General features: G+C 65.8%; 18 protein-coding genes. 8 read left to right on the top strand and 10 right to left on the bottom strand.

Annotation, left to right across the window (positions count from 1 at the left end):
- Positions 1 to 2: 2 nt before the first annotated feature.
- A complete protein-coding gene (locus ACVWWJ_RS05060) occupies positions 3 to 2,615 on the bottom strand; it encodes a bifunctional aspartate kinase/diaminopimelate decarboxylase (RefSeq protein WP_456966994.1) in 2,613 nt (870 codons plus the stop codon).
- A gap of 278 nt (positions 2,616 to 2,893) precedes the next feature.
- Here ACVWWJ_RS05060 and ACVWWJ_RS05055 point away from each other — a divergent pair, with 278 nt between their 5' ends.
- From ACVWWJ_RS05055 to ACVWWJ_RS05035, 5 genes are all read left to right on the top strand, one after another.
- Positions 2,894 to 4,207, top strand: a complete 1,314-nt coding sequence (locus ACVWWJ_RS05055) for an APC family permease (RefSeq protein ID WP_456966993.1) — start codon at positions 2,894 to 2,896, stop codon at positions 4,205 to 4,207.
- A 104-nt stretch (positions 4,208 to 4,311) separates the two neighbouring features.
- Positions 4,312 to 4,803 (top strand): (2Fe-2S)-binding protein, encoded by a 492-nt coding sequence (locus ACVWWJ_RS05050; protein ID WP_456966992.1) that lies wholly within the window; start codon positions 4,312 to 4,314, stop codon positions 4,801 to 4,803.
- Positions 4,800 to 7,076, top strand: a complete 2,277-nt coding sequence (locus tag ACVWWJ_RS05045; RefSeq protein ID WP_159889284.1) for a molybdopterin cofactor-binding domain-containing protein — start codon at positions 4,800 to 4,802, stop codon at positions 7,074 to 7,076. Before ACVWWJ_RS05050 ends, ACVWWJ_RS05045 begins: the two co-directional genes overlap by 4 nt.
- 30 nt (positions 7,077 to 7,106) lie before the next feature.
- Complete coding sequence (locus ACVWWJ_RS05040) at positions 7,107 to 7,871, top strand: class I SAM-dependent methyltransferase (protein ID WP_159889286.1); 765 nt, start codon at positions 7,107 to 7,109, stop codon at positions 7,869 to 7,871.
- Between the two features lie 80 nt (positions 7,872 to 7,951).
- Entirely contained in the window at positions 7,952 to 9,235 is a 1,284-nt protein-coding gene (locus ACVWWJ_RS05035) for a polyhydroxyalkanoate depolymerase (RefSeq protein WP_159889288.1), read from the top strand.
- A 37-nt stretch (positions 9,236 to 9,272) separates the two neighbouring features.
- Here the strand turns inward: ACVWWJ_RS05035 and ACVWWJ_RS05030 are convergent, their stop codons facing one another.
- Both ACVWWJ_RS05030 and ACVWWJ_RS05025 read right to left on the bottom strand, forming a co-directional pair.
- Positions 9,273 to 10,376 carry an SLC13 family permease gene (locus ACVWWJ_RS05030; protein ID WP_456966991.1) on the bottom strand — a complete coding sequence of 368 codons (1,104 nt, stop codon included), beginning with the start codon at positions 10,374 to 10,376 and terminating at the stop codon, positions 9,273 to 9,275.
- Positions 10,377 to 10,459: 83 nt separating this feature from the next.
- A complete protein-coding gene (locus ACVWWJ_RS05025; RefSeq protein ID WP_456966990.1) occupies positions 10,460 to 11,230 on the bottom strand; it encodes a GIN domain-containing protein in 771 nt (256 codons plus the stop codon).
- A gap of 170 nt (positions 11,231 to 11,400) precedes the next feature.
- On the opposite strand from ACVWWJ_RS05025, the gene ACVWWJ_RS05020 reads away from it, so the two are divergent.
- Positions 11,401 to 11,940 (top strand): hypothetical protein, encoded by a 540-nt coding sequence (locus ACVWWJ_RS05020; RefSeq protein WP_456966989.1) that lies wholly within the window; start codon positions 11,401 to 11,403, stop codon positions 11,938 to 11,940.
- Positions 11,941 to 12,131: 191 nt separating this feature from the next.
- Here the strand turns inward: ACVWWJ_RS05020 and mazG are convergent, their stop codons facing one another.
- Genes mazG through gspN form a run of 5 tightly spaced genes read right to left on the bottom strand, consistent with a single transcriptional unit; the run spans position 12,132 to position 15,853 of the window.
- Entirely contained in the window at positions 12,132 to 12,923 is a 792-nt protein-coding gene (mazG, locus tag ACVWWJ_RS05015) for a nucleoside triphosphate pyrophosphohydrolase (RefSeq protein ID WP_159889294.1), read from the bottom strand.
- Positions 12,920 to 13,741, bottom strand: coding sequence for a 3'(2'),5'-bisphosphate nucleotidase CysQ (cysQ, locus tag ACVWWJ_RS05010; RefSeq protein WP_456966988.1), 822 nt, complete (start codon positions 13,739 to 13,741; stop codon positions 12,920 to 12,922). Before cysQ ends, mazG begins: the two co-directional genes overlap by 4 nt.
- Positions 13,738 to 14,295 carry an ADP compounds hydrolase NudE gene (nudE, locus tag ACVWWJ_RS05005; RefSeq protein ID WP_159889298.1) on the bottom strand — a complete coding sequence of 186 codons (558 nt, stop codon included), beginning with the start codon at positions 14,293 to 14,295 and terminating at the stop codon, positions 13,738 to 13,740. The genes cysQ and nudE overlap by 4 nt, the downstream gene beginning before the upstream one ends.
- On the bottom strand, positions 14,292 to 15,080 hold the full coding sequence (locus ACVWWJ_RS05000) for an inositol monophosphatase family protein (RefSeq protein WP_456966987.1): 789 nt from the start codon (positions 15,078 to 15,080) through the stop codon (positions 14,292 to 14,294). The genes nudE and ACVWWJ_RS05000 overlap by 4 nt, the downstream gene beginning before the upstream one ends.
- On the bottom strand, positions 15,077 to 15,853 hold the full coding sequence (gene gspN / locus ACVWWJ_RS04995; protein WP_456966986.1) for a type II secretion system protein N: 777 nt from the start codon (positions 15,851 to 15,853) through the stop codon (positions 15,077 to 15,079). The genes ACVWWJ_RS05000 and gspN overlap by 4 nt, the downstream gene beginning before the upstream one ends.
- Before the next feature lie 55 nt (positions 15,854 to 15,908).
- Between gspN and ACVWWJ_RS04990 the strand changes: the two genes are divergently transcribed.
- On the top strand, positions 15,909 to 17,279 hold the full coding sequence (locus tag ACVWWJ_RS04990; RefSeq protein ID WP_456966985.1) for an adenosylmethionine--8-amino-7-oxononanoate transaminase: 1,371 nt from the start codon (positions 15,909 to 15,911) through the stop codon (positions 17,277 to 17,279).
- Here ACVWWJ_RS04990 and ACVWWJ_RS04985 read toward each other — a convergent pair.
- Positions 17,276 to 17,902, bottom strand: coding sequence for a DsbA family protein (locus ACVWWJ_RS04985; RefSeq protein ID WP_456966984.1), 627 nt, complete (start codon positions 17,900 to 17,902; stop codon positions 17,276 to 17,278). The two genes, ACVWWJ_RS04990 and ACVWWJ_RS04985, sit on opposite strands and share 4 nt — an antisense overlap.
- Before the next feature lie 83 nt (positions 17,903 to 17,985).
- On the opposite strand from ACVWWJ_RS04985, the gene ACVWWJ_RS04980 reads away from it, so the two are divergent.
- Positions 17,986 to 18,720 (top strand): 16S rRNA (uracil(1498)-N(3))-methyltransferase, encoded by a 735-nt coding sequence (locus tag ACVWWJ_RS04980; protein ID WP_456966983.1) that lies wholly within the window; start codon positions 17,986 to 17,988, stop codon positions 18,718 to 18,720.
- Between the two features lie 116 nt (positions 18,721 to 18,836).
- On the opposite strand, the gene ACVWWJ_RS04975 is transcribed toward ACVWWJ_RS04980, so the two are convergent.
- On the bottom strand, positions 18,837 to 19,817 hold the full coding sequence (locus ACVWWJ_RS04975) for a potassium channel beta subunit family protein (RefSeq protein ID WP_456966982.1): 981 nt from the start codon (positions 19,815 to 19,817) through the stop codon (positions 18,837 to 18,839).

Raw genomic sequence — 19,817 nt, 5'->3', positions numbered from 1 at the left:
GGTCACGGCAGGAGCACCTCGTCGGCTTCGTCACGAAGGTTGTAGCGGGAGGCCATGGCGGCGCCGTAAGCGCCACCCTGTGCCACGAGGATCACATCATCCTCCTTCGACTCGGGCAGGCGTCTGTCCGAACCGAGGATATCGCCTGACTCGCAGATCGGACCGACCACCTGGTACATCGTGGTGGCTGGCTCGCCGTAGCGGCTGAGGTTGGTGATTTCATGCCAGGCGTCGTAGAGCGCCGGGCGAATGAGGCTGTTCATGCCGGTGTCGAGGCCTAGGTAGCGCATGCCTGCGCCCTTCTCTTTTTCCTGGGTGACCTTGGCCAGCAGCACGCCGGCGTCGGCCACGAGGTAACGGCCGGGCTCCATCCACAGTTCAAACTGCGGATAAGCCTGGCGCACCGACGTGAGCACCCGGTCCAGAGCCGCCATGTCGAGCGCCGTTTCGCCGGGATGCGACGGCACGCCGAGGCCGCCACCGATGTTGAGCACACGGATGGTGCCGATGCGCTCGGCCAGCGAGGCGAGCTGCGAGTACACCTCTCCCCAATGAGCGGCATCGAGGATGCCCGAACCCAGGTGCGCATGCAGCCCGATCACCCGTGCACCGGCTTCGTCGGCCAAGCGGAGGAAACGGTCGAGATGCTCGATGGGCACCCCGAACTTGCTGCCGGTACCTCCGGTCTTCACCTTGTCGTGGTGCCCGAGACCGCGGCCGAGATCCACGCGCAGGATGATGTCGCGGCCGGCGAACATCTCGCCCCAGTGTTCGATCGGATGCAGGGCATCGATCGTGATGGTCGCGCGCGTCTTCAGGGCCGCTTCGAAGTCGCGGCGCGCGGCGAAGTTCGGCGTGAACAACAGGGGCACATCGTCCGGCACCGCCGCGGAAACGGCGGCGAGCTCACCGGGCGAGACGCATTCGAACGCGAAGCCTTCCTCAGCCAGCACCTTGAGGATGCCAGGATGCGTATTCGCCTTCACCGCGTAGTGCGCGCGATCCACGGCACGCAGCGATTTCACGCGCCGTGCCTGCGCGCGGACGGTGGGCAGGTGATAGACGTAACGCGGCGTGCGTTCGTCGGCCAGCTGGACGAGCTTCGCGCGCTCGCCCTGCCACCATGCCGCCGCCGGCAGCACAGGCTCGCCGGCGCCGTAAAGCGTCTGCCAGGAAGGTCCGAACACCATGCTGTCGTCCGTGCGCAGGGCACCCGCACCGATCAGCAATTCATGCAATCGGGGCAGCATGTCGTCGACCACGTCCTCGTCGACGACGAAGGTGATGTTGAGGTTGTTCGAGGACTGCGAAATCAGGTGGACGCGCAGCTGGCCGAACTCGGCCAGAACACCGGACAGCTTGTGCAGCATGGAACGCATGCCACGACCGACCAGGGTGATCGCTGCACAGGGCGCGATGACCTTCACCCGGCACACGCGCGCCAGGTCCGCCGCCAACGCGGCGATCGCGTCGGAATCGAGCAGGTTCTCGGTGGGGTCCAGCGACACGGTGACGTTGGTTTCGGCCGAACCGATCAGGTCCACCGAGAGGCCGTGGCGCTTGAAGGCATCGAACACGTCGGCAAGGAAGCCGACCTGCTGCCACATGCCCACCGACTCCATCGATACCAGGGTGATGCCCTTGCGCGCGCTGATCGCCTTGATGCTCGGCGCATGCTCGCGCACCTCGGGACCGATCGACGTCCCTTCCAGTTCCGGACGGTTGGTGTCCTTGATCAGCAATGGCACACGCGGTTCGCGCAACGGCGACAGGCAACGCGGATGCAGCACCTTGGCGCCGGTGGAGGCGATTTCCTGGGCCTCTTCGTAATCGAGGCGCTGGAGCAGGCGCGCACCGGCAACCTGGCGAGGGTTGGCACTGAACATGCCAGCCACGTCGGTCCAGATCTCCACGCGCAGGGCCGCCAGCAATGCACCGAAGTACGCTGCCGAGGTGTCCGAGCCGCCGCGACCGAGCAGCACCGTGCGGCCAGCGTCATCCCGGGCGATGAAGCCCTGTGTGATGAAGACCTCGCCGCGCGCTGCCAACGCCGCTGACAAGGCCGCGTCGTGATGCGGCTCGACCATCGCCGAGAGCAACTTCGTGCGCTCATTCTGGTTGGGCAGCGCTACCGAATGCAGGCAGTCGCGCGCATCCAGCCACGTGGTCGGCAAGCCGTTGGCACTGAGAAAAGCCGCACCCAGTGCGCTGGACATCAGCTCGCCATGCGCCTGCACGCGTGCCTGCCAGGCCAGTTCGCCCAGCTCGGCCGCACCCGATTCAGCGAGTCCGGCCAGATCGGCAAGGCGGGCGCCCAGCGTTTCCGGCAGGCCAAGCGACATCTCGGCGAGCAGGGCGTGGTGGCGATCGGCCAGGGCGGCGGCCGCATCCGAGCGACGTTTGGATTCCGCGTGCGTGCACAGCTGTTTCAGCCCGTCGGTGATACCGGACAGGGCCGAGACCACGATCAGCACGCGTGCGCCTTCGGCGCGGCGGCTGGCGGCCAGCTCGAGGATATTTCGCCAGCGTGCGGCGGTAGCCACCGAGGTGCCGCCGAACTTCATGACGATCCAGGGCGCGTTGTCAGGCAACGGCGCGTTCACGATTTCGCTCACGGGATTCTTTGCAGTGAAAAACCCCCGAAGTGTTGCGCTGCAACGAGAAAAAGGCAATGTACGGAGCCGGAGCCTGAGGGATGCGGCTCGGTGTGGGAGCCGGCCCGGTGCGGGAGTCCGCTCTGTGTGGGAGCCGGCTGTGCCGGCGATGGACTTTCCCGCTAAGCCGCTCCGTTGGCTTTTCGCCGCTGAAGCGGCTCCCACATTGCCTTTTTTCGCCGCTGGAGCGGCTCTCACATGGCATGATTCATTTCTTCTGAGAAGGCCACCGATACCCTATGGAAAATCCCGGATACGCCCGTCGCCTCACGCTTATGGATGCCGCGCTCATCGTCGTCGGCGGCATCATCGGCGGCGGCATCTTCCTCAATCCGGGTATCGTCGCGCAGCGCACCGCCTCCGGCTGGGTGCTGCTGGGACTGTGGGTCGCGGGCGGCCTGCTCACGCTCATCGGTTGCCTTTGCTACGCCGAGCTCGGGGCGCGTCGCCCGGAGGCCGGTGGGAGCTACGTCTACCTGCGCGAGGCCTTCGGCAGGCTGGCCGGGTTCCTTTTCGGCTGGACCATGCTGCTGGTGATCTACAGCGGCAGCAGCGCCGCCGTGGCGACCATCTTCGGAAGCTATGCGACCTCGGTCTTCGGCCTTTCGCCCAACCTGGTCAAGCCGCTCGCGGTTGGCGCCCTGGTCTTCGTGACCGGCCTGAACCTGTTCGGCATCCGCTTCGGTGCCCAGGTGCAGAACGTCTTTGCGATCCTCAAGCTGGCTGCCATCACCGTTCTCGTCGTCACCGGGCTGGCCTTCGCGGGCACCGGCGCCACGCAGGCACTCGCCACCAGCCCGACCGCGGTGACCGGCTCCCTGGCCGGCGCCCTCCTGCCGGTACTCTTCGCCTTCTCCGGCTTCAGCTACCTCAACAACCTGGCCGGTGAAGTGCGCGATCCGCAGCGGACGCTGCCGCGCGCCCTGGTCGTCGGCATGCTGGTGGTGATTGCCGCCTATGTGCTGGTCAACTACGCGTATCTGGCCGTGCTCGGCCACGACGGGCTGGCCAGCAGCAACGCACCGGCGGCGGATGTCATGAGCCGCGTGTTCGGTGCGGCGGGCGCAAAGCTGATCGCCATCGGTATCGCGATTTCCACGCTTGGCTTCTGCAACATCACCCTCGTCGCCGGCGCGCGCGTGCTGCAGGTGATGGGGCAGGATGACCTGTTTTTCAGCAGTGTGGCCCGCCTGCACCCGCGCTACCGCACGCCGAACATCGCCCTGATGATGTTGTCCGCCTGGGCCATCGTGCTGGTGCTGCTGGCCAATTACGGCCAGCTGCTGGACTTCGCCGCCTTCGGCGACTGGGCGGCCTACGCGGTCACCATCGCCACCCTGTTCTGGTACCGCCGCCACAGCAAGGAGCGCCCGGCGTTCGCCACGCCGGCCTACCCGCTATTGCCGCTGATCTTCCTCGTGGTGGTGATCGGCGTGGTCGTCGCCTACAGCCTGGACAAGCCGCTCAGCGCAGGCGTGGTCTGCCTTGTCGTCCTCGCTGGCCTGCCCGTGTATGCGGTTTGGCGACGTCTGTTCAGTAAAGTGGCTCGCTGAACAAAGGCACCGATGCCACAATGGCTCGGTTCAGCTGAGGAAAGCAGATGGCACAGCAAGGCCCGACGTCTCCCGTACCCGTCCCCAACAAGGATGCCGGTCAAGTGGCGCCCAAACCCGTACGTGAAGGCATCGACCTTATCGTCAACGACAAACGCTATCGCCATACCGGCGAGGCTGGCATGCCGTTGCTCTGGTACCTGCGTGACGTGCTCCGTCTCACCGGTGCCAAGTACGGCTGCGACCAGGGCGACTGCGGCTTCTGCACGGTGATCGTCGACGGCAAGGCGGTCGCCGCCTGCCAGACGAAAATGGAAAAGATGAGCGGCAAGCGCGTCACCACGGTCGAAGGCCTGGCCGGCGCGGACGGCAAGCTGCATCCCGTGCAGCAGGCATGGATCGACGAGGACGCCATCATGTGCGGCTTCTGCCAACCCGGCCAGATCATGGCCGCGGTGGACCTGCTTTCGCGCCAGAAGAATCCCTCCGACGCCGACATCGACAAGATTGGCAACCTTTGTCGGTGCGGCAGTTACGGCCGCATCCGCAAGGCGATCAAGCGTGCCGCCGGCACGATGAAGGATCCCAAGGCATGAGCGGCGAAATCCGTCTGTCCCGCCGCCGGTTCCTGAGGTACGCCGCCGGTACTGCCGGAGCCCTTGTCATTGGCATCGGCACGGCCGAAGCGCTCGAGCGCCCCACGCCGGTCGCGCTCCTCGGCGATGCCTGGAGCCAGGTCGGCCCCTACCTGCGTGTCGCCGCGGACGGTCGCATCTTCATCGGCGTGCGCGATCCGGACAACGGTGAAGGCACGTCCACCTCGCTGGCGCGAATCATCGCCGAAGAAATGAGTGCCGACTGGAGTCGCGTGGTCGTCGAGCCGCTCGGCCTTGGCGTCCAGCAAGGCAACGGCGAGCCCCGCTTCACCTACGGGCGCCAGCGTAGCGGCGACGCCACCAGCATTCCCGCGGCCTGGGCTGACCTGCGCCAGGCTGGCGCACTGGCCCGCTGGCTGATCCTTCAGGCCGCTGCGCGCCGCCTTGGCGTGCCCGCCGACCAGCTCCGTGGTGAAAACGGCATGGCCGTCGCCGCGGACGGGCGGAAGATTTCCTACGCTGATCTCGCTGCCGCCGCCGCGGGCATCGACGCGCCGACCACCATGCCGCCCCTGAAACAGCCCGAGCGCTACACGCTGATCGGCCAGCCCGCCGGAGATGTCGACGCCCTGGCCGTGGTAACCGGAAACCTGCGCTACGCGCTCGACGACAGCCTCGGCAACCCGGTGATCGCCGTGATCGCTCGCTGCCCCTACCCGGGCGGCACGCTGGACACGGCGGACCGCGACGCGGCGAAAAAGATCAACGGCGTCTACGACGTCATCGACATCACGCCCGAGCAGGGGCAGGTGTCCGGGATGGCGGCACAGGCGCCAGCCCTTGCGGTTCTCGCCCAGGACACCTGGTCGGCCCTGGCCGGCCGCGAGGCCCTGAAAGCCACCTGGAAACCCGGCGACAACCCCGAACCTTCCGTTTCGGTACTCGAGCAGAAAGCCCTCGAGCTTTTTGGCGACGACAGCGCCACGCCCACCATCGTGCGCGAAGACGGCGACATCGCCCTGGCACGCAAGAAGGCGGCGCGTGCGCTCGAGGCCACCTATTTCCAGCCGTGGGTGGCACACGCCACCGCGGAAACGCCCAACTGCGTCGTGCGACTGGACCCGGATACGAGCGTGACCGTGATCGCGGCCACGCAGTCGCCGCGCCAGGCCTACACCGTGGTCCAGCGAATGACTGGCTTCCGCCCGGACCAGATCGACATCCAGGTGCCGCGAGGCGGTGGCGGCTTCGGTCGGAGGCTCGAGCAGGATTACATCGCCGAGGCGATGGCCATTGCGCTGGCCAAGAAAGACGACGCGATCCGCAGTCGCCCGCTGAAGGTGCTCTGGACACGCGACGACGACCTTGCCCGCGATTACTACCGACCGATGGCGGTGCATCGTCTGAACGCCTCGCTGGACAAGGGCAAGAAAATCGTCGGCTGGCACCAGCGCATGGCCAGTCCGTCGGCCCTCGTTGGCCGGGCCACGCCAGACAATCGCCTCTGGCAGTCCGAGCTGGTCGCGGACGCCCTGCCCGCCGGCCTGGTCCCGAACTTCCGCACCGACTGGTATCCGCTCGATTCGAAGCTTGCCCGTGGCGAGTGGCGCGGCTCGCCCCACGTGACGCCCACCTTCGCCTCGGAAAGTTTCATCGACGAACTCGCGCATGCCGTGAAGGCCAATCCCCTGGATTTCCGCCTCGCCATGCTCGGTGACGCGCGCCAGTTGCCGTACAGCGGCCGCGGTGGCCCGATCGATACCGCGCGCCTGGCCAATGTGCTCAAGCTGGCTGCCGAGAAGATCGACTGGAGTCGCTGGCTGCGCAGCGAAAATGGCCTGGGCATTGCCTGCGCGTATGTGTTTGGCGCCTACGTTGCCCACGCCATCGAAGTGGCTCCCACAGCGGACGGCATCGATATCCACCGCGTGGTCTGCGTGGCCGACGTCGGTCGCGCGATCAACCCGCTGGGTCTCGAAGCCCAGTTGCAGGGCGCGACCATGGACGCCCTTTCCACTGCCCTGAACCTCGCCATCACGATCAAGGATGGCAAAGTGCAGCAGACCGGGTTCCGCGACTATCCGATTGCCACCACGCAGCCGTTGCCCTACGAGATCGAAACGGTCATCGTGCCGTCGACCGCCGAGCCGACCGGCGCCAGCGTCATCGGCGTACCGTCGGCGGCACCAGCGCTGGCTAACGCGGTGTTCCGTGCCACGGCCGTGCGCGTACGTCGCCTGCCCCTGCTTCGCGAGTTTGCACGCCTGCGCTGATCCGCCGTTTTTCACCGCCCGAGGTACCGCATGACTGTTGCATCCTTTACCTCGGGCCCTCCCGCCCCGCGTACCGACGCCGACCTGATCGGCAGCAACAAGCGCTTCTACGACGCGCTCTGGGCGGAAGCGAAGCTGTTTTCGCCGGATCGCTTCAACACCTGGCCGCTGGTCTCCGAACTGGCAGCACAGACCTCGCGCCGGCTGGAAGTGGCACCAGGCCTTCGCCCCCGGCTGCCGCTGGCGGATACCCAATTCGTCGACCTCAGCCGGCCGGCCCTGGCCGAGCTTTCGCGCCACGGCGCCCGGGTCGCCAACGCCATGATTGGCGCGCTGCCCTTTCGCGATGCCAGTTTCGACTTCGTCTGCGCCTTCGATATCCTCGAGCACGTGGTCGATGACGAGGGCGCCCTGGGCGAACTCGCGCGCGTGGCCGAGCCGGGTGCCCGCCTGCTGCTATCGGTACCGCTGCATCCCGAGGCCTGGACAGCGTTCGACGACTTCGTCGGCCACTTCCGTCGCTATGAGCCGGAAGCGATCCGCAGCCTGCTTGGCCGCCACGGCTTCACCATCGAACGCAGCGCCGTCTACGGCATGCAGCCCAAGTCGTCGAAGCTGCTCGACCTCGGCCAGTGGTACCTGACCAACCAGCGGGCACGCGCCATGTGGTGGTACAACAAGGTTTTCATGCCGCTCGGCGTCCGTTTCCAGAAGCCGCTGGCCTTCACGCCGGGCTTCGCGCCGGCCCCCGGGGTGGACGAAGTCCTGCTGGTCTGCCGCAAGGCCGGCGCTTAAATCGAGCAAAAACAGGGGCTTTACACATGACGCGGCGCAAGTGGTTATGATGCGCCACCTCCCCGCCCCCCGGACCCTGCATGCTCTATCTCATGCACGAATTCCAACGCTCGATGCTCAGCCCCCTCACCTACTGGGCTGAAGCGAGCGCGAAGATGTTTGGCGACATCGCCAGCCCGTTTGCCCGCATGCCTGGCGCCGACCGCGCCGCCGCGGGCTATGAGCTCATGTTCCGGCTGGGCAAAGCCTACGAAAAGCCCGAGTTCGGCATCCACACGGTTCAGGCGCACGGTCACGATGTCGCCATCGTGGAACAGGTCGCCATGGCCAAGCCGTTCTGCACGCTGAAGCGCTTCAAGCGCTTCTCCGACGACCAGGCCACGGTCGACCGCATGAAGAACGACCCGGCCGTGCTCGTGGTCGCGCCGCTTTCCGGCCATCACTCCACCCTGCTGCGCGATACCGTGCGCACGCTGCTGCGCGACCACAAGGTGTACATCACCGACTGGGTGGACGCGCGAATGATTCCGACCGACGAGGGCTCGTTCTCGCTGGCCGATTACGTCTCGTATGTCGAAGAATTCATCCGCCACGTCGGCGTGCATCGCGCGCACGTGGTGTCGGTGTGCCAGCCCACCGTGCCGGTGCTCGCTGCCGTCTCGCTGATGGCTGCCCGCGGTGAAGACACGCCGCTGACGCTCACCCTCATGGGTGGCCCGATCGACACGCGCAAGAGCCCGACCAGTGTGGACAACCTTGCGACGACCCGACCGCTGTCGTGGTTCCGCAACCAGTTGATCCATAAGGTGCCGTACCAGTATCCGGGTGCCGGCCGCGAGGTCTATCCGGGCTTCCTGCAGCATGCCGGCTTCCTGGCGATGAACCCGAGCCGTCACGTCATGTCGCACTGGGACTTTTACGAGAACCTGCGCAAGGGCGATCTCGACGACGCGGAGCAGCATCGCAAGTTCTACGACGAGTACAACGCCGTGCTCGACATGCCGGCCGAGTATTACCTGGACACCATCGAAACCGTGTTCCAGGAACACCGCCTGCCGATGGGCACCTGGGACGTCCATGGCGAGCGCGTGTTGCCCGCGAAGATCAAGAACACCGCCCTGCTGACGATCGAAGGCGAGCTCGACGATATCTCGGGCCTCGGCCAGACCGAAGCCGCTCACGGCCTGTGCAAGGGCATCCCGAAGAAGCTCAAGAAGCACATCACCGTGGAGGGCGCTGGTCACTACGGCATCTTCAGCGGCCGCCGCTGGCGCGACGTGGTCTACCCGGACGTGCGCGACTTCATCGCGAAGTTCGACAAGGGCAACAGCAATACCGGCGCCAAGGGCAACCGCAAGACCTGATGTCTCTCGCTTTGTGAGGGAGCCGATGAATCGGCTCTTACAGCAACGCCCAGCCGATCAGGCCGATCACGACGAAGAACGGTAGCGACCACAGGTGAAACGTCGCCCACGCCTTGCGCTCGCCGAGTAGCCGCAAGGCGATCAGGTTCGCCAGCGAGCCCAGCACGAAACCGAAGCCGCCCGCGTTGACGCCCCAGGCGATCGTGCGCCAGTCCTTTGAATATTCCGCGAGCAGGATCGCCGCCGGCACATTACTGACCACCTGCGACGCGAGCGCGCCGGTTGCATAAAGATGCGACGGCTGATCGAGCGCGAGCCCTCCCAGAAAATGCTTCACGCCGTCGAGCCCTGCCAGCATGCGCAGGTCGATGAACATCAGGACGAAGGTCAGCAGCAGGCCCCAGTCGATACTCGCGACGATGCGCCGACGGAACGCCAGGAAGACCACCAACACGCCGAGCAAGCCCCACGCTGCGTGGTGCAGATCGGCCAGGATCAGGAAGGGCACGTAGAGCACGGCCGCCACGATCAGCATCTGCCGGTCGACGCGGTGCTCGCTCTCCTCGTGCACCTGCAGTGCCTTGCCAGGGAACGCCAGCGCAGTGACCACCAGCAGGAGTGCCAGGGTGATCGCGACCAGCGGCAACATAGCCCAGACGAACCCACCGAAACCATTGTTCCACTGCTGCCAGAGGAACAGGTTCTGCGGATTGCCAATCGGGGTAAGCATCGATCCCGCATTCACCGCGAGGGCTTCGAACACCACGAGGCGCGTCGCTGGCATGCGCGCGATGCGACACATGCTCAGGGTGAGCGGCACCATCACGAACAGCGAAACGTCGTTGGTAAGCAGCATCGACAGCAGTGCGGTCGCGCCGACCAGCCCAAGCGCTGCAATGCGACGGGTCGACGTGCGCTCGATCAGCCAATGGCCCGCCACGTTCAGCGCACCGCTGGATTCCACGGCCTTGGTCAGCAGCAGCAGACCGGCCAGCGCAGCGATCGTCGGCCAATCCACCAGGGACGGCCATTCCGGGACGCGCGATGGCTTGGCGATCCCGAGGATCACGAGTACCGCCAGTAGCACAAGAAAGAATGCGTCGCGACGCAGGGCGCGCAACGATTCGGGCAACCACTTCATCGATAGGATCCCGCCGGTAAGGACGGGATCATATCGGGTGCGCACGTCGCCGGGGTGTGCATACCCGGCACCCGGGCGATGGGTTAGCGGTCGCGCGGCACGTCGACCTTACCGGTGACGCCATGCTGCGACACGTCACCACTACCCTTCGTGTTGACGGTGAGGTTGCCCTTGACGCCATCGACATCGATCTCGCCGGAGCCGACCGTTCCCACGGAAACGTCGCCCGTGATATCGCGAAGCTTGGCTTCGCCGGAACCCACGGTGGCAATGTGAACTCCGCCGTTGATGCCGGAGGCGGTGAGCGAACCCGAACCGACCGTGCTGACATTGACCGGGCCGGTGTTGTCGATCTTCAGCTCGCCCGAGCCCACCGTCGAGTTGAAAGCGCCCTTGATGTCATGCGCCTCGAGTTCGCCAGAACCGACCGAACTGTCGAGGGAGGCGAGACCACGCGCCTTGGCTTCGCCCGATCCCACGTTGACCGTTACAGGAATGTTCGCGGGTACGGCGGCATCGACTTTCAGGTCGCTGTAGTTGGAGCCAAAGCTCCAGCCCCCGCGGCGGTCATCCTTCAACTCGACCATCAGGGTGTCGCCTTCACGGTGCTGGGTAACCTCGAGGCGATCCAGGACGTCCTGGCTGGAGGCGCAGGCCTTGCCGCGAACGGTGCCCTTGCCGGCGGGTGCGCTGCCTTCCACGTGAAGCTCGTAAGCATTGACGACGAAGGTGACGTTACGCACGCCGGAAAGGTTGAGGTCGAGGTTGCGGTCCGCGTGGAACGCGCATTCACCGCTGTGTGCCATGGCGGCAGCCGGCGCCAGCAGGAGGGCGGCGAGGATCAGTTGGCGCATGTTTTTGCTCCTGTAGTGATTCGGTGTACCGGTGATGGATGCCGGCCAGCCGAAAAAGGTTGCAACCTTCTCATTTCTTCACACGAAGCTGACCGGGCGGCAACAAGCCGGTCAACCGGTGGCGAGGCGGCACGTTTTTCCCCGTGCAACACCTAACCGGGAGACAACCTATGCAACGCAAGACCCTGATCGCCAGTGCCGCTTCCCTGCTCCTCGCCGGCTCCACCGCCTTCGCGTTCGCGCAGGATGCCGCCCCGCAGTCCCCCTCGGCTCCGGCCGCACGTTCCGCCCAGGCCGGCGGACCAGCCGGTGGCCCGAAGTGGGGCCATGGTGACCACGACGGTCGCGGCGGTGAGCATGGCCGTGGCGAGTGGGCCGGGCACGGCCGTGGCAAGGAGCAAGGCGGCGCCATCGGCGACCTGCACAGCCTCGAGCGCCTCTACGTGCTGACCGGCCGTAGCAAGGAACTGCCGGCGCTGTACAACGACGTGCTCGCCAAGTCGCAGAATCCGCGCGTACGCGATTACGCCTATCGCCACCTTGCCCGTGCGCAGATGCAGCCGACCAATGTCGACGCCGCGATTTCCACCCTGCGCAAGAGCCTGGACGAGAACCTCGCGCAGGACCAGAAGCGTCACCAGGAGATGGAAGCGTTCAAGGCTCGGATGCAGCAGCGTGCGGCTGCGGCGCCGGGTTCGAGCAGCAAGTAAGAGAAACGGGGCCTTCGGGCCCCGTTTTTTGTGTGCGTTACCGCGAGCACCCATCGCCGCTGAAGCGGCTCCCACACAACCCGGTCCGGCGACCCTGCAGGAGCCGCTTCAGCGGCGATCCTGTGGGAGCCGCTTCAGCGGCGATGGTGTGGGAGCCGCTTCAGCGGCGATGGCGCGCAAGCGCCAGGAGGTCAAACTCCCTCGCGCTTCACCCGAACCCACAACGCTTCCTGCTCCGCCAGCGGGTACGACGCCAGCGTCCGTCCCTCGGATGCCGCGATCGCCTCCATGGCACGAAACCGGCGCTCGAACTTCGCGTTCGCCCCACGCAACGCACGCGAAACATCGACCTTCGCATGCCGGGCAAGATTGGCCGCGACGAACAGCACGTCACCGATCTCGTCGGCGAGCCGCTCTTCATCGGCGCCATTTTCGAACTCGTGCCGCACCTCTTCGATTTCCTCGACGATCTTGTCGAGCACCGGCCGATGATCGGGCCAGTCGAAGCCGACGTTCGCGGCACGCTTCTGCAGTTTCACCGCACGCTGCCATTCGGGCAGTCCATGCGAGATACCGGCGAGCGCGCTCGTGTCTTCACCGCCCTTCGCCGCACGCTCTTCAGCCTTCAGCCGATCCCAGTCGCGCGATTGCGCCGTGAGGTTTTCGTGCTTTACATCTTCGAAGACGTGCGGGTGCCGACGAACCATCTTGTCGCATATACCCGCCACCACATCACCGAAGGCGAAGTGCCCCGCTTCTTCCGCCATGCGCGAATGAAACACCACCTGCAACAACAGATCGCCCAGCTCGTCGCGAAGGTCGACCATGTCGTTGCGGTCGATCGCGTCGGCGACTTCGTAGGCTTCCTCGATCGTGTACGGTGCGATGGTCGCGAAGGATTGCTTCACGTCCCACGGGCAGCCGTTTTCCGGATCGCGCAGACGCGCCATGATGGCGATGAGCTCATCGACAGGACGCGTCATGCGATGTCCTCCGGATCCATCAAACGTGCCGCCCAGTCGATCAATGTATCGCCACAAGCGATAAATTCGGGATTGATCAGCGAGTCGCGCGTGTTGTATCGGAACGGACGGCCGGCGAGATCGAGTACGGCACCGCCGGCTTCCTCCAGCACGCACTGCGCGGCAGCCGTATCCCACTCGGATGTCGCACCCAGGCGCAGGTAGATGTCCGCGTCCCCGCGCGCGATGACGCAGAACTTCAGCGACGAACCCAGTGCAAAGGTCTCGTGCTCACCGAGGCGATCCAGCAGGGTTGCAGCGCGCACGCCAGCATGTGAGCGACTGCCGGTGACACGAAGCAGGCCACCCGCCGGGCGTGTACGTATGGCAACCCGCTCTGCACCGGGCGCGCTCTGACGCCACGCGCCGCAGTCACGTGCCGCCGCGTAAAGGTCACCGGTAACCGGCGCCAGGACGACGCCCAGCACGGGGCGATGATCCTCGATCAGCGCGATGTTCACGCTGAACTCGCCGTTGCGCTTGACGAACTCACGCGTGCCGTCGAGGGGGTCCACCAGCCAGTAGCGACGCCAGGTGCGACGTTCGGACCAGGGGGCAGCCAGCGCCTCTTCGGATATCACCGGGACGCCGGGGGCGAGTTCTCGCAAGCCCTCCTCGATCACGTGCTGGGCGGCGAGATCGGCCGCAGTGACCGGGGAATTGTCATCTTTGCAGATGACCTCGAAATCCTGCGAATAGACGGTCAGGATCGCCTCGGCTGCGCGCTGCGCAATGGCGCAGACGGGATCGAGCCAGCGAGCGCAGGGTGCCGCGGTCATGCGGGTTTGTAGCGGCCGGCGAGGTACTCGCGGGCCATGAAGAGGGCGGCAATGGAACGGCCCTCGGTGACATCGTCGCGGGCGAGCAGGTGATGCAGCTCGTCCATGCGCCAGGGCACCACTTCCAGCTCCTCGGGCTCGTCGCCCTGCAAGCGTTCCGGGTACAGGTCTTCCGCCAGCACGACATGACCCAGGTGCGTCATGTACGACGGCGACAGAGACAGCGTGCCAAGGATCTTCAGCTTGCGCGCACCGAAACCGACCTCCTCCTTCAGCTCGCGATTCGCGCCCTGTTCGGCGGTCTCGTCGCGATCGAGGCGGCCTTTCGGCACGCCGAGTTCGTAGCGGTCCACGCCGACGCCGTATTCGCGCACGAGCAGCACGGTTTCCGGATCGCGCATGGCGACAATCAGCACGGCACCGAATCCGCCGCCCTTGAGACGCTGGTAAGTGCGGCGTTCGCCGTTGGAAAATTCGAGGTCCACGTCTTCCACGCGGCGGAAGTGGCTGTCGGGCGCGTCGCGCGTCGCCAGGATCTTCGGAGGCTTGTTCATCGGTCGATTGTATCCCCGGTCAGTCTCGCGAGTGCCGCGGCATGGATGGCCGGCGTACCTGCGAGCACTCCCCGTGTCTCCAGGCCGAGCGCAGCGCCGTCGAGATCGGTAAATACACCGCCTGCCTCGCGGACGATCACCGCGAGCGCGGCAATGTCGAGGATGTTCACATCAGACTCGATCACGAGGTCGAGGCTGCCGCGCGCGAGCAAATGGTAGTGGCAGAAGTCGCCGTAGCCACGAATGCGGTTGCTCTCGCGAATCATCGCGCCGAGCGTGTTCCACCGGGCGTCGGCGGTAAGCGTCTTGACGTTGCCCGTGGAGATCGAGGCGTCGGCCATCGATGCCGTGGTGGCGACGTGCACCGGCTCGCCGTCGAGCCAGGCGCCGCGTCCGCGCACCGCCCACATGCGCTCGCCGTACACAGGGGCCGAGGAAACACCAAGGACGAGTTCGCCGCGATGCATGAGCGCGATCTGCGTCGAGAAAAAAGGCGTGCGGCGGACGAAGCTCTTGGTGCCGTCGAGCGGATCGACCAGCCAGAGGTAGTCGCGCGAGGTATCGTCCGCGCCGTATTCCTCGCCATAGATGCCTGCCTCGGGCAGTGCTTTGGCCAGGATGCCGCGAATGGCCATTTCGGCTTCGCGGTCGGCAATGGTCACGGGCGTGTCGTCGCCTTTGACGATGACGTCCACACCGGTACGCCAGTAATGCAGGATGATTTCCGCCGCTGCGCCGGCGGCGTCGCGAGCGGCTGCAAGGGCCTTATCGAGGGTGTCGGTCATGGCGTGGTGATCGAGGGCGCAAGCCCCGCCTTGCGTTGGAGGTTGACGGCACCGTCGCGCCCCGGGGGGCCGAAGCGTGCGATGAGATGAGAAAGCGCAGTGTCCTTGATACGCGGCACCAGCTGTCCATCGAGTCGCCAGCCTAGTGGTGACGCGGCAAGCGCTGCGTGAACCAGCAATGAGCCCTGCCCGTCGTCTGAAAGCGTTGCGCGCAGGATTCCCGCCTGGCTACCGGCCTTCAGCGCAACGCCACCCAGGGTGATATGGCCTTCAGGCGTTTTCACCGCAGCGGCCCGCCAGAGCACATCGGCGTCGAGTGCCACCGGCCAGTTCCCCTGCAGCTCCGCCCGCGGCACCTTGCCTTCGATGACCCCGACCGGAACCAGTTCAGGCGGAAGCGCCGGGCCGGCCAGGGCTGCGGCGTCGAGGCGGAAGTCGATGCCCGTCCAGATCATGTGGTCCGCATCGGGCTTCTCCAGGTGCCCCTGGAAGCGGCCGGCACGGCCGTCGAGATGCAGGTCGAGATGGGTGCGACCGAGGATCGCGTCGCGACCGAGGCGCCAGCGCAAGGCGCCCAGTTCGCGGCCGTCGATCGTCGTGACCTTACCGGCCCGGCCGTTCCAGACGGTCCCCGAGACGTCATCGAGCACGAAGCCGTGCGCGCGACGGGCGAGCAGGGACGTGGCCACGCCGGCGGGCATGAACCAGTAGAACAGACCGGCGGCGAACGCCAGCAGGACGACAACCAGGCCGATCCGACGAAACCACTTCAAACGATCACCTCACCTGCGACTTGAGGACCGGACAGCGGAGGGCGATCATGGGCGGATGACCGATGCCCTTCTCGTTCCTCCGGCAGCCGACACGCTCGTCGCGCGCGACCTTTCCGTCCTCTGGCACCCGTGCACCCAGATGCACGACCACGAAACCCTGCCCATGGTACCCGTGGTGCGTGGCGAAGGGGCATGGCTGGTGGGCGCGGATGGCAAACGCTACCTGGATGCCGTCAGCTCCTGGTGGACCAATATCTTCGGCCATGCGGAGCCGCGCATCGCCGGTGCCCTGAAAGACCAGCTCGATCGCCTCGAACACGTCATCTTCGCCGGCTTCACCCATGAGCCCGCGGTGGAACTGGCTGAGGAACTGGTGCGCATCACCCCGAAGGGCCTCGATCGCGTCTTCCTTGCCGACAATGGCTCGGCCGCGATCGAAGTGGCCCTGAAGATGAGCTTCCACTACTGGCTCAACCAGGGGCACGGGGAGAAGACCCGGTTCATCGCCCTCACCGGCAGCTACCACGGCGAAACGCTGGGCGCGCTCTCCGTCAGCGATGTCGCGCTTTATCGCAAAACCTACGCACCGTTGCTGTTGACCCCCGAACTGGCGCCCTCCCCCGATAGCTACGAAGGCGAGCCGGGCGAAACACCGAAGGAAATCGCCGCGCGACGCCTTGGCGATATGCGCAGCCTGCTCGAGCGCCACGCACACGAAACCTGTGCGGTGATCGTCGAGCCGCTGGTTCAGTGTGCTGGAGGCATGCGCATGTACGACGCGTCGTATCTCACAGGCCTGCGCGCGCTGTGTGATGAATTCCAGGTGCACTTTATCGCCGACGAGATTGCCGTCGGCTTTGGCCGCACAGGCACCTTGTTCGCCTGTGAGCAGGCGGGTGTCTCGCCCGACTTCATGTGCCTGTCCAAGGGCCTGACGGGCGGATTCATGGCACTCTCGGCCGTGGTCACTACGAACGACGTCTACCAGGCGTTTTACGCCGAATACGCGGCCGGGAAAGCCTTCCTCCACTCACATAGCTACACGGGCAATCCGCTGGCGTGCCGTGCCGCCACCGCCACGTTGAAGATCTTCCGCGACGATCCCGTACTCGAACGCAACCGCGTGCTCGCCGCACACATGGCCAGGCGGATCGCACCGCTGGTCGATCATCCGCACGTGGCCGACGTGCGCCAGACGGGCATGATCGCCGCCATCGAACTGGTGGCGGACAAGGCGACGCGCACACCCTTCCCCGCTGCCGACCGCCGTGGCCTTCGTGTCTACCGCCATGGCCTCGAACACGGCGCACTACTGCGGCCTCTCGGCAACATCGTGTACTTCATGCCGCCGTACGTCATCACCGAAAGCGAGATCGACTTCATGGTCGACACCGCCATCGCCGGCATCGAAAAGGCCGTCGCCTAGATCCGCGACAGGCCGACGGGAAGATCGCCCAGGCGGGCCATTTCCTCGTCGTCGAAAAGGTCCGGGTGGGCCAGGAAGTCCATGGCGAAGTCATGGGCGTCCGCACCCCAGAACAGCTCAGTCCCGATCGCCAACGTCGGCACGCCGAAGACGCGCTGCTGCATGGCCAGTTCGAAGTTGGCCTGCAGGGCGGCCTTCACCTCGGGCGCCGATAGCGCCGCACGCAGATCGGTGATGCCGAGCGAGGCAGCCAGCGGCGCCAGCGCCTCTGGCGTATCCGCCGCGCGACCATGGGCCCAAATCCATTCGAAGATCGCGCCCACGGCCTCCACGGTGCCGCCCGCGGCGATGCACAGGCGCAGTGCCGGCAGCGGATTGAAGGGGTGGGTCGGCGGAAACTTCAACGGCACGTTGGCCTGCCGGGCGCGCCACAGGGCGTAGCGGTAGGAGAACTCGCGCTTGCCCTCGATTTCCGCGGGGCCGCGCTGCTCCATCTGCTTCAGCAGCGCCCCGAAAAGCATGGGCCGCAGGGACACGTCGTGCGTCTTGCACAACTCGCGCACGGCTGGCCACTGCAGCCAGCTGAACATGGAGACGAAATCGAAATACCAGGCGATGGGCATGCACGGGCTCCGTCGTGATTCAGCCGACGATAGCGATCCCCGCTGCTCGCTACAATGGACGTTCCGTGACACAAGGCTCATTCATGCGCACCATCCGCATCCATGTCGATACACCGCTCGCCGGCGGCCGTGAGGTCATCCTGCCCGCCCAGGCCGGCGAGCATGTGGCCCGCGTCCTGCGCATGGAGGTCGGCGCCCCGGTAGTCCTCTTCGCCGGCGACGACGGCATGGAGTTCGACGCCACCCTGGTCTCGGTTGGCAAGCGTGAGGTGGTCGCTGCGGTGGGCGAAGGTCGCGTGGTCGCCAACGAATCTCCCCTCTCGCTCACCCTGGCCCAGGGCGTGGCGCGCGGCGAGAAGATGGACCTGATCGTGCAGAAGGCGACCGAGTTGGGTATCGCCCGCATCGTGCCGATCCTGACCGAGCGCTCCGAAGTGAAGCTGGATGCCGCACGCAGCGAAAAGAGGCTTGCGCACTGGCGCGCCGTGGCGTCGAGTGCGTGCGAACAGTCGGGGCGAGCACGCGTGCCGGTTATCGAGGCTGCCCAACCGCTCGCCAGCTGGCTGGCTTCGTTAATCGACGGCGGGCCGATGCGCCTTGCCTTGTTGCCCGAAGGATCGAAGCGCCCGGGCGAACTGCACCTCATCGACGCTGCGATGCTCGCGATCGGTCCGGAAGGCGGCTTCGGTGAGCGCGATCGCACGGCGCTGGCCGCTGCCGGCTTCACCGGGCTGAAGCTCGGCCCCCGCATCCTGCGCACCGAAACAGCCGGCTTAGCCGCCATCGCCGCGTTACAGGCCCTCTACGGCGATATCTGAGCAAAACAATGTGGGAGCCGCTTCAGCGGCGATGGGTGCTTACCCTAGTCTGGCCCGCTGCCGCGGGATCGCCGATGAATCGGCTCCCACAACGGCTCGGCCGGGTTATCGCACGATCAGGGCGAAGCTGGGCGCAAGGCCTGGTCGATCTTGCCCATCACGGCATCGTCGAGCAGCTTCACGGCGTCGAGCGCCTTGAGGTTCTCCTCGAGTTGGGCCTTCTTGCTGGCACCCAGAATCACCGTCGAGACGTGCGGATTTTTCAGGCACCACGCCAGCGAGAAGCGCGCCAGCGGCAGTCCAAGTTCAGCGGCGATCGGCGCGAGCGCACGAACGATCTTCAGCTTCGCACCGTCGTCTTCGAGAAGCGCGTCGCGCAGCCAGGCGTTACCGGCTTGCCCCAGGCGCGAATCGCCCGGCACACCTTCGTTGTACTTGCCGGTGAGCAGACCCGAGGCCAGCGGCGACCAGATCGTCGTACCCATGCCGTACTTCTCGTAGAGCGAGGCGTATTCCTCCTCGACGCGATCACGATGCAGCAGGTTGTACTGCGGCTGTTCCATCGAAGGCGCAATGAGGTGGTTCTCGCGCGCGACACGATGTGCTTCGTCGATAAGCTCGGCCGGCCATTCGCTGGTGCCCCAGTAGAGCACCTTGCCCTGGCGTACCAGCGTGTCCATGGCCCACACGGTCTCCAGCACCGGCGTATCCGGATCGGGGCGATGACAGAAGTACATGTCCAGGTAGTCGACGCGAAGGCGCTCGAGCGCCTGGTGGCAAGCGTCGAAAACATGCTTGCGGGAAAGACCGCGCTGGGTCGGCTTCGAATCTTTCACTGCGCCGAAGTAGACCTTGCTCGACACACACCAGGCATCCCGCGGCAGGCGCAGATCGGCGATCACATCGCCCATCAGTCGCTCGGCATCACCCGCGTTATAGGTCTCGGCGTTGTCGAAGAAGTTTACGCCATGGTCGTAAGCCAGCGCGATCAGCTCGCGCGCTTCGGAACGGCCCACCTGCCGCCCGAACGTGACCCACGCACCATACGACAACGCGGAAAGATGCAGACCGGTCGAACCGAGACGACGGTATTCCAT

The organism is Luteibacter sp. HA06, from assembly GCF_054061215.1.
Note: the sequence above shows the minus strand (reverse complement) of the source record. Positions and strands in the feature narration are given on the sequence as shown.